Origin of the sequence: Jiangella aurantiaca, from assembly GCF_004349105.1 — a bacterium.
Lineage (GTDB): Bacteria > Actinomycetota > Actinomycetes > Jiangellales > Jiangellaceae > Jiangella > Jiangella aurantiaca.
The window spans coordinates 48,437-55,643 of record NZ_SMLB01000041.1 but is presented as its reverse complement, the minus strand read 5'-3'; the positions used below and the strand labels follow the sequence as shown (position 1 = coordinate 55,643).

Sequence of the window (7,207 nt, the reverse complement as noted above, 5' to 3'; positions counted from 1 at the left end):
GAACACGGTCTCCTCGGTGACGGCGGCCGCGCTGGACCGCGTCCGTCGGACCGGTGCTGCGCGCGTCCGCCGTCACCGAGGAGACCGTGTTCGTGCCGTCGGCGGACCACCGGCTGTACGCCCTGGCCGCCGCGGACGGCGCGGAGCGGTGGAGCGCCGACGCCGGCGCGCCGGTGCTGTCCGCGCCGCTGCTGACGACGCTCGGATCGACGCCGGCCGTGGTGTTCTCTGCCGGCCGCACGCTGTACGCCGTCGCCGCCGCGGACGGTGCCGAGCTGTGGCGGGCCGACCTGGGCGGGTTCTTCGCCGGCCGGGCCGCCTGCGACGGGACGCGCGTCTACGCCGGCAGCGGCGACGGATACGCGTACGCGTTCGACGCGGTCACGGGTGAGCGGCTGTGGCGGTTCAGCACGACGTCGCGGACGAACACGTACGGCCGGCTGCTCTACGGCGCCTGGGACGACACCGTCGAGCTGCTGCCCGGCGGCCTCGTGCTGTTCGCGACGGTGTCCAGCACGTTCGCCGTCGACGCCGCGACCGGTGTGCTGCGCTGGCAGGTGGCCAGCGGCTGCATGTACCCGCCGTCCGGGCTGACCGAGCATGGGCTGCTGCTGGTCGACGAGTGGGGCCGGTTCCAGCTCGTCGACCCGGCGACGGGGACGCGGCGCTGGTACGCCGAACTGGGCGCGCGCACGCTGAACACCGGCCCGGCGATCGCCGGCGGCACCGCCTGGGTGGTCGCGACCACCGGGCTGCTGGGTGGCGTCGACGTCGCGACCGGGGCCATCGCGCACCGGCTGCAGACCGGCCCGGCGAACACCTTCAGCACCCCGGTCGTCGTCGACGGGGTCCTCGTCTTCGGCGACCAGGACGGCGGCCTGCACGGCATCGACCTGCCGTGAGCGCGGCCGCGCCGATCAGTGCTTGGGGCGGGCGCGCACGTGCAGGCGCTCGCCCTGCGGGCCGTAGAGGCTGATCACCTCGGCCGGCCCCGGGCCGGGGTTGCCGAACCAATGCGGCACGTGAGTGTCGAACTCGGCCACCTCGCCGGCCTTCAGCGTGACGTCGTGCGGGCCGAGCCGCAGCCGGATGCGGCCGGACAGCACGTACATCCACTCGTAGCCCTCGTGCGAGCGCTGCTCCAGCTCCGGCGACGGGACGCCCGGCGGGAAGATCTGCTTGTACGCCTGGAGGCCACCCGGCCGCCGGGACAGCGGCACGTAGGTGATCCCGTTGCGCTCGAACGAGCGCAGCCGCAGCCGCGGGTCGCCGGTCCCCGGCGCGTCGACCAACTGGTCCAGCGGGACACGGTGCGCCCGCGCGATCGGCAGCAGCAGCTCCAGCGTCGGCCGCCGTCCGCCCGACTCCAGCCGCGACAGCGTGCTCACCGAGATGCCCGTGCTCTCCGACAGCTGGGCCAGGGTGACGCCGCGCTGCTGGCGCAGCTCACGCAGCCGCGGCCCGACCGCGTCGAGCACCTGGCCGAGCGACTCGTCCTCCATGCCGACGAGTTTGCCAGATCGGCAACGAACCTTGCCGCCCATGGGGTGATGCGCGCACTCTGACGGTATGACTGATGAGAACGGTTACGACGTGGTGGTGATCGGCGGCGGCCCGGCCGGGCTGAGCGGGGCGTTGACGCTGTCGCGGGCGCGGCGGTCGGTGCTGGTGATCGACGCTGGGGCGCAGCGCAACGCGCCCGCCGGTGGTGTGCACAACTACCTCGGCCGCGAGGGCACGGCGCCGGGCGAGCTGTACCGGATCGGCCGGGGCGAGATCGAGGGCTACGGCGGCGAGATCCGCGCGGGGGCCGTGGCGGAGGTGACCGGCGCGGCCGGCGACTTCATCATCCGGCTCGAGGACGGCGACGAGGTGCGGGCTCGGCGGATCCTGCTGGCCACCGGTGCCGTCGACGACCTGCCGGACGTCCCCGGCCTGCGCGAGCGGTGGGGCCGGGACGTCATCCACTGCCCGTACTGCCACGGCTGGGAGGTGCGCGACCGGCCGATCGGCATCCTGGCGACCTCGGCCGGCGCCGTGCACCAGGCGCAGCTGTTCCGGCAGTGGTCCGCGGACGTGACGCTGTTCGCGCACACCGCCGCCGCTGAGCTGGGCGACGAGCAACTGGCCGACCTCGCCGCGCGCGGCGTCCGGGTCGTCGAGGGGACGGTTGCGGCGCTGCGCATCGAGGAAGACGCCATCACCGGGGTCGAGCTCGAGGGCGGCCTCGTCGTCCCCATGGGCGCCGTCGTCGTGCAGCCTAAGCCGATCGCCCGGGCGGGCATGGTCGCGGGCCTCGGCCTGGAGCCGGTGGAGGTGGAGCGCGGCGGCATGGTCATCGGCACCGCCCTGTCCGTCGACCCGACGGGCGAGACGGCGGTGCCCGGCATCTGGGCGGCCGGCAACGTCGCCGACGGCTACGCGACGGTGATCAAGTCGGCCGCCGCCGGGGTGGACGCCGCGGCGCTGATCAACTTCGATCTCGCCGCCGCGGGCGTCTACTCGCCGGTCGCCGAGGCACCCGAGGCGGTCACCGCGTCGGCCAGCTGAGGCAGGTACTCGTCGAGCATCCACGGGATCGACAGCACCGACGGCGCCGAGCTGGCGGTCACGTAATCCTCGCCGGCGATCGGGGCGAACGCGCCCGCCGCCACCGCCGGGATCTGCGCGTACGCCGGGTTGGCCGCGAACACGTCGGCCGCGGCCTGGTCGTTGAACCAGGCGACGAACACGTCGGACTCGATGTCGCCGGCCAGCTCCGGTGAGACGTAGTAGTAGACGCCGTCGCCCTCCGCGTGCTCGTCGACGTACGGCGCCAGCGTCATGCCGAGGTCGGTGAGCAGCCGTACGCGCACGTCGTCGGACGTGTAGAGCGCGAGCTGCGCGCCGTCCTCGGCCCCGTAGGCGAAGGTCGCGCCGGCCAGCTCCGGGTACTCGTCGGTGCGCGTGGCAAGGTACTCCTCGGTCGCGGTGACCAGCTGCTCGGCCTCGGCGGAGCGGCCGAGCGCCTGCCCGATCACCCGGGTCTGCTCCTGCCACGGCGTGCTCCACGGCGCGTCCGGATAAGCGACGGTGGGCGCGATGGCGCTGAGCGTGTCGTACTCCTCCTGCGTGAGCCCGGAGTAGACGGCGAGGATGACGTCGGGCTGCGCCTCGGCGATCGCCTCGTATGGGATCTCCTCGCCGGCGGCGTTGGGCAGCAGCTCCGGCAGGTCGGCGTCGCCCAGGGCCTCGCGCACCCACGGCAGCACGCCCTCGTCGTCGCCGCCGTAGTCGAAGAACGGCATCGCCACCGGCGTGACGCCGAGCGCGAGCACGGAATCCTGGTTGGACGGCCCCCACGTGACGACGCGTTCGGGCGCCTCCTCGATGGTGGCCTCGCCGAGCGCGTGCTTGATCGTCACCGGGAAGGCGGCGTCGTCGGCGGCCGCGGCGCTGCCGGTGGTGTCGCCGGAGTCGTCATCGGAGCTGTCGGCGCCGGAGCCGCAGCCCGCGAGGGCCGCGGCTCCGAGCAGCGCGACGAGCAGGAACGTGGGCCTGAGTCGAGAACTCACCCGGCTAAGTTAGCTCAGGCAAACCTAAGTTCTCGCGCCGGGTCCGGTCAGACCCTGACCGTGCCGGTGAGCCGGCAGGCGTCGGCCCAGCGTGCCGGGTCGGTGCTGCCCCGGGGCTCGACCAGGCGAGCGCAGTCGGCGATGGTCAGCTCGAGCAGCTCGTGCAGCAGCGCGTCGGGGTCGGCGACGCAGGCGTTGGCGACGCCCTCGACCGCGCAGCGGACCGCCGTCGGTGCCGCGTAGCGCTGGAACCCCTTCATCGTGGTCTGCTCGCCCTCGGCGAAGTCGTACGCCCACCTGGCCGCCACCGGGACCTTGGCCAGCGCCTCGCGGCTGCGCTCGGTGAGCGTGCCGGGCGGCCGGTGGTCGAGCTCGTCGAGGATGCGCTCGGCCGACAACAGCGCGACGGCCAGCACCCGCTGGCGCTCCGCAGAGGCGACCGGCAGTGCCGTCGCCGCGACCCGTAGCGTGATGTGGACGTCCATGCGCGGGTCGTCGGAGTCGACCCCGATGACCATGGGGACCAGCGGTGCCAGCCCCGGCCGGCGCTCGTCGGAGATGGCGTCGTTCACCAGCCTGGCGACCGCGGCCAGCAGCGGATGCGTGCAGGACGGGTGGTCGCTCCAGCGCTCGCCGGCGAGGTAGGACGCGAATTCCATGAAGCACGCGCCCTTGCGTGCATTGCGGTGTTTGCCCTTCGAGAGCACCGGCAGCATGCCGGGTGCGTCGTTGTGGAGACCGGACATGGATGCACCCCGAGAGTCTTCGGCGGGTTGTGTGCTCACCATCTTGCTCCTGTTCACGCCTGGATTCCACTGCTTTGTGTCGTGCTTTCGCCGGCGGAAGGGGGTGGTCAGGAGGCGTGCCGGGCCGTCGCGGCGTCGAGGTGATCGACCGGCGCGCCGCCGACGGCGGCCCGGAACGGCCCGGCCAGGTGCGGCGGCGAGCGGCGCCGGTGCTGAGTCGAGCAGCGCCTGGCGGAGGGTCGGGCCGGTGAGCCGGTCGAGCACGAGGTCCGGACCAGTGACCCGGTGGACGGCCGGCGCAGGGAAGCCGCGCGGCGTCCGTGATGGCCGCCCTCAGTACCCGCGGATGTGGTCGATGCGGATGACGGCCGCGACGGAGTACTGGCGGACGAACTCCTCGGCGCTGCCGCTGACGCGGACCATGTCAGGGCCGTACTTGGCGACGTACTCGGGCGACTCGTGTGCCGGCGGGATGTCCTCGCGGAGCTCGGCCCGGCCGGTCAGCACGACGACGTCGCCGCCGTCGGGGTCGCTGTTCAGGTGCAGCGCCACCCGCGGCCGCTCGTCGAGCCAGTCCAGCCGCGCGGCGTGCCGGTCGTTGTAGACGACGATGTCGTCGCCAACACGGACGAACCAGACCGGGTTCGGCTGCGGCGTGCCGCTGGGGGCAACCACGGTCAGCCACAGAACGCGGTCGTCGCGGAGTCGCTCGTGCACGCGCCGCCCGAACGGGGTGTCGGTGGAGGGGAAGACGCCGTTGTCGGTCATGGTGCCGAGACTAGGCGTGCCCGCCGACAGATCCGGGCGCACAATGGCGGCATGGCGACGGCGGAGTTCGACGCGGAGCTCATCGGCGACGACGGCCCGGGCGGCGGCTTCGCGCTGCCGTTCGACCCGAAGGAGGCGTACGGCAAGGCCCGCGCCCCGGTCCGGGTGTCCGTCAACGGCGCGCCGGCGTTCCGCACGACGGTCGCCGTCTACGGCGGCGCCGGGTGGATCGGCCTGCCCAAGGCCCAGCGCGCCGAGCTCGGCGTCGACGTCGGCGACACCGTGCACGTCGCGATCGAGCCGGACGACGAACCGCGCGTCGTCGACGTGCCGCGCGAGCTGAGCGCCGCGCTCGCGGCCGACCAGGCGGCGCTGCGGACGTACGAGGCGATGCCGTTCTCGCACCGCAAGCGCTACGCCGACTGGGTGGCCGAGGGCAAGAAGCAGCAGACCCGCGACGACCGCGCCGCGAAGGCGGCCCGGATGATCACGGGCGGCGAGCCGACCCCCTGAGGCGCGTAGTGCGTCAGGGCACCGCCGCCTCCGCCTTCGCCAGCAGGTAGGCCTGCGGCGTCTTCTCCGGCGGCCGGGCCGCCCGGACGAGCCGCCCCTCGACGGCGAAGCCGGCGCCGGCGAGCAGCTCGGCGATGTGGTCGGGCGGCAGCCGGTACGCGTCGACCGCGACGGAGTGCCCGTACGCCTGCTCCACCCGCACCCGCTCGTCCCCGACCTGGAAGGCGAGCAGCAGCCGGCCGCCGTCGTGCAAGACGCGGCGGAACTCGGCGAAGACGCCGGGGAGCAGCTCGGGCGGCGTGTGGATGATCGAGTACCACGCGACCAGCCCGGCCAGGGCGCCGTCGGGGACGTCGAGGGCCATCATCGAGCCGACCGTGAACCGGACGCCGGGGTGGGCGGCGCGGGCGACCTCGATCATCGCCGGCGACAGATCGACGCCGGAGATGTCGAGGCCGAGGCCGTGCAGGTAGCCGGTGATGCGGCCCGGGCCGCACCCGACCTCGACGACCGGCCCGGTTCCGGTGCCGACCAGCGACGTGAACGCGTCGAGCATCGCGCGGTCGAACGGCTCGCCGGCGAGGTGGTCGCGCAGGACCTCGGCGTAGGACACGGCGACCGTGTCGTAGGCGGTGCGGGTGGCGGTGACGAAGTCGGGTTCGATCATGCCTTGCGACCGTATCGGCGGCCACCGACAACCGACCTCGTCAACATGAGTTGACACGCCTACGGCTGTCAGCTTATGTTGACAGCATGACCGGATCGGAGGCACGAGAGGCGGTCGACGCCGCGACCGGGGCCGTCGATGCCGACCCGAGGGTCGGCTTGCGGGCGGTCGCCGCGCTGCGCCGGCTGGTGGAGCGGCTCGAGGCGCTGCAGGTCGAGAGCGCCCGCCGCCAGGGCTGGTCCTGGGAGGAGATCGGGGCCGCCCTCGGCGTCAGCAGACAGGCCGTGCACAAGAAGCACGCGAGGAGGTAAGGATGTTCGAGCGGTTCACCCGAGAGGCCCGTGATGTCGTCATCGGGGCCCAGAAGGAGGCCCGCGAGCTGCGGCACGGCTGGATCGGCACCGAGCACGTGCTGCTGTCGCTGCTCGCCGCGCCCGATGCGCCGGGTGTGGCGACGCTGACCCGGCTCGGCGTGACGGCCGAGCGCGGCCGCGAGGCGGTGGTCGCCGTCGCGGGAGACGGCGGAGACCGGCTCGGCGACGAGGACACCGAGGCGCTGAAGGCGTTCGGCATCGACCTCGACGAGGTGCGCCGGCGCGCCGAGCGGGCGTTCGGCGAGGGCGCCCTCGACGCGCCGCTGGCGTCCGGCCGCGGCAAGCGGTTCGGCGTCTTCCGCCGCAAGCGGACTGACCGCGGGCCTGGGCACCTCCCGTTCGCGCCGCGGGCGAAGAAGGCGCTGGAGCTGTCGCTGCGCGAGGCGCTGGCCCGCAAGGACAACTCGATCGGGACGCAGCACATCCTGCTCGGCCTGCTGCGCAGCGACGACCAGCAGACGACGGCGGTGTTCGACCGGCTCGGCATCCAGCCACGCGCCGTCCGCGAGCAGGTGCTGGCCGACCTCCGCAAGGCGGCCTGATTGGCCGCAAGCCGACCGCGAGGTCTCAGGCGGGCCGCGAGCC

9 protein-coding genes and 1 pseudogene are annotated in these 7,207 nt (G+C 73.7%); 5 read left to right on the top strand and 5 right to left on the bottom strand.

All coding sequences use genetic code 11. From position 1 onward, the window contains the following. Nucleotides 1-44: 44 nt before the first annotated feature. Nucleotides 45-902, top strand: a pseudogene (locus E1262_RS22770) (outer membrane protein assembly factor BamB family protein); the annotation flags it as partial. 15 nt (nucleotides 903-917) lie between these two features. On the opposite strand, the gene E1262_RS22765 reads toward E1262_RS22770, so the two are convergent. After that, nucleotides 918-1,502 carry a helix-turn-helix domain-containing protein gene (locus tag E1262_RS22765; protein ID WP_132105907.1) on the bottom strand — a complete coding sequence of 195 codons (585 nt, stop codon included), beginning with the start codon at nucleotides 1,500-1,502 and terminating at the stop codon, nucleotides 918-920. Between the two features lie 67 nt (nucleotides 1,503-1,569). On the opposite strand from E1262_RS22765, the gene E1262_RS22760 reads away from it, so the two are divergent. Beyond that, nucleotides 1,570-2,550: an NAD(P)/FAD-dependent oxidoreductase gene (locus tag E1262_RS22760; RefSeq protein ID WP_132105906.1), complete on the top strand. Its 981-nt coding sequence runs from the start codon at nucleotides 1,570-1,572 to the stop codon at nucleotides 2,548-2,550. Here the strand turns inward: E1262_RS22760 and E1262_RS22755 are convergent. The 3 genes from E1262_RS22755 to E1262_RS22740 all read right to left on the bottom strand — a co-directional run bounded on the left by E1262_RS22755 (nucleotide 2,499) and on the right by E1262_RS22740 (nucleotide 5,068). Continuing rightward, a complete protein-coding gene (locus tag E1262_RS22755) occupies nucleotides 2,499-3,554 on the bottom strand; it encodes an iron-siderophore ABC transporter substrate-binding protein (protein WP_132105905.1) in 1,056 nt (351 codons plus the stop codon). The genes E1262_RS22760 and E1262_RS22755 overlap by 52 nt on opposite strands. A gap of 47 nt (nucleotides 3,555-3,601) precedes the next feature. After that, nucleotides 3,602-4,300 (bottom strand): hypothetical protein, encoded by a 699-nt coding sequence (locus E1262_RS22750; protein ID WP_203454225.1) that lies wholly within the window; start codon nucleotides 4,298-4,300, stop codon nucleotides 3,602-3,604. A 333-nt stretch (nucleotides 4,301-4,633) separates the two neighbouring features. Then, complete coding sequence (locus E1262_RS22740; RefSeq protein WP_132105904.1) at nucleotides 4,634-5,068, bottom strand: TIGR03667 family PPOX class F420-dependent oxidoreductase; 435 nt, start codon at nucleotides 5,066-5,068, stop codon at nucleotides 4,634-4,636. Nucleotides 5,069-5,119: 51 nt separating this feature from the next. On the opposite strand from E1262_RS22740, the gene E1262_RS22735 reads away from it, so the two are divergent. Further along, the gene (locus E1262_RS22735; protein ID WP_132105902.1) at nucleotides 5,120-5,581 is read left to right on the top strand and encodes a YdeI/OmpD-associated family protein; all 462 of its coding nucleotides are present in this window, start codon (nucleotides 5,120-5,122) and stop codon (nucleotides 5,579-5,581) included. Between the two features lie 13 nt (nucleotides 5,582-5,594). Here the strand turns inward: E1262_RS22735 and E1262_RS22730 are convergent, their stop codons facing one another. After that, entirely contained in the window at nucleotides 5,595-6,248 is a 654-nt protein-coding gene (locus tag E1262_RS22730) for a class I SAM-dependent DNA methyltransferase (protein WP_132105900.1), read from the bottom strand. Between the two features lie 86 nt (nucleotides 6,249-6,334). Here E1262_RS22730 and E1262_RS22725 point away from each other — a divergent pair, with 86 nt between their 5' ends. Together E1262_RS22725 and E1262_RS22720 are read left to right on the top strand one after the other, a co-directional pair. Continuing rightward, nucleotides 6,335-6,559 (top strand): hypothetical protein, encoded by a 225-nt coding sequence (locus E1262_RS22725; RefSeq protein WP_119659484.1) that lies wholly within the window; start codon nucleotides 6,335-6,337, stop codon nucleotides 6,557-6,559. A gap of 2 nt (nucleotides 6,560-6,561) precedes the next feature. After that, nucleotides 6,562-7,164 (top strand): Clp protease N-terminal domain-containing protein, encoded by a 603-nt coding sequence (locus E1262_RS22720; RefSeq protein WP_132105898.1) that lies wholly within the window; start codon nucleotides 6,562-6,564, stop codon nucleotides 7,162-7,164. The last annotated feature ends 43 nt before the right edge of the window (nucleotides 7,165-7,207 follow it).

Bases quoted from the DNA above. Each gene is read 5' to 3' on its own strand.
- E1262_RS22765 (WP_132105907.1), bottom strand. From the start codon at position 1,502: ATGGAGGACGAGTCGCTCGGCCAGGTGCTCGACGCGGTCGGGCCGCGG.
- E1262_RS22760 (WP_132105906.1), top strand. From the start codon at position 1,570: ATGACTGATGAGAACGGTTACGACGTGGTGGTGATCGGCGGCGGCCCG.
- E1262_RS22750 (WP_203454225.1), bottom strand. From the start codon at position 4,300: ATGTCCGGTCTCCACAACGACGCACCCGGCATGCTGCCGGTGCTCTCG.
- E1262_RS22740 (WP_132105904.1), bottom strand. From the start codon at position 5,068: ATGACCGACAACGGCGTCTTCCCCTCCACCGACACCCCGTTCGGGCGG.
- E1262_RS22735 (WP_132105902.1), top strand. From the start codon at position 5,120: ATGGCGACGGCGGAGTTCGACGCGGAGCTCATCGGCGACGACGGCCCG.
- E1262_RS22730 (WP_132105900.1), bottom strand. From the start codon at position 6,248: ATGATCGAACCCGACTTCGTCACCGCCACCCGCACCGCCTACGACACG.
- E1262_RS22725 (WP_119659484.1), top strand. From the start codon at position 6,335: ATGACCGGATCGGAGGCACGAGAGGCGGTCGACGCCGCGACCGGGGCC.
- E1262_RS22720 (WP_132105898.1), top strand. From the start codon at position 6,562: ATGTTCGAGCGGTTCACCCGAGAGGCCCGTGATGTCGTCATCGGGGCC.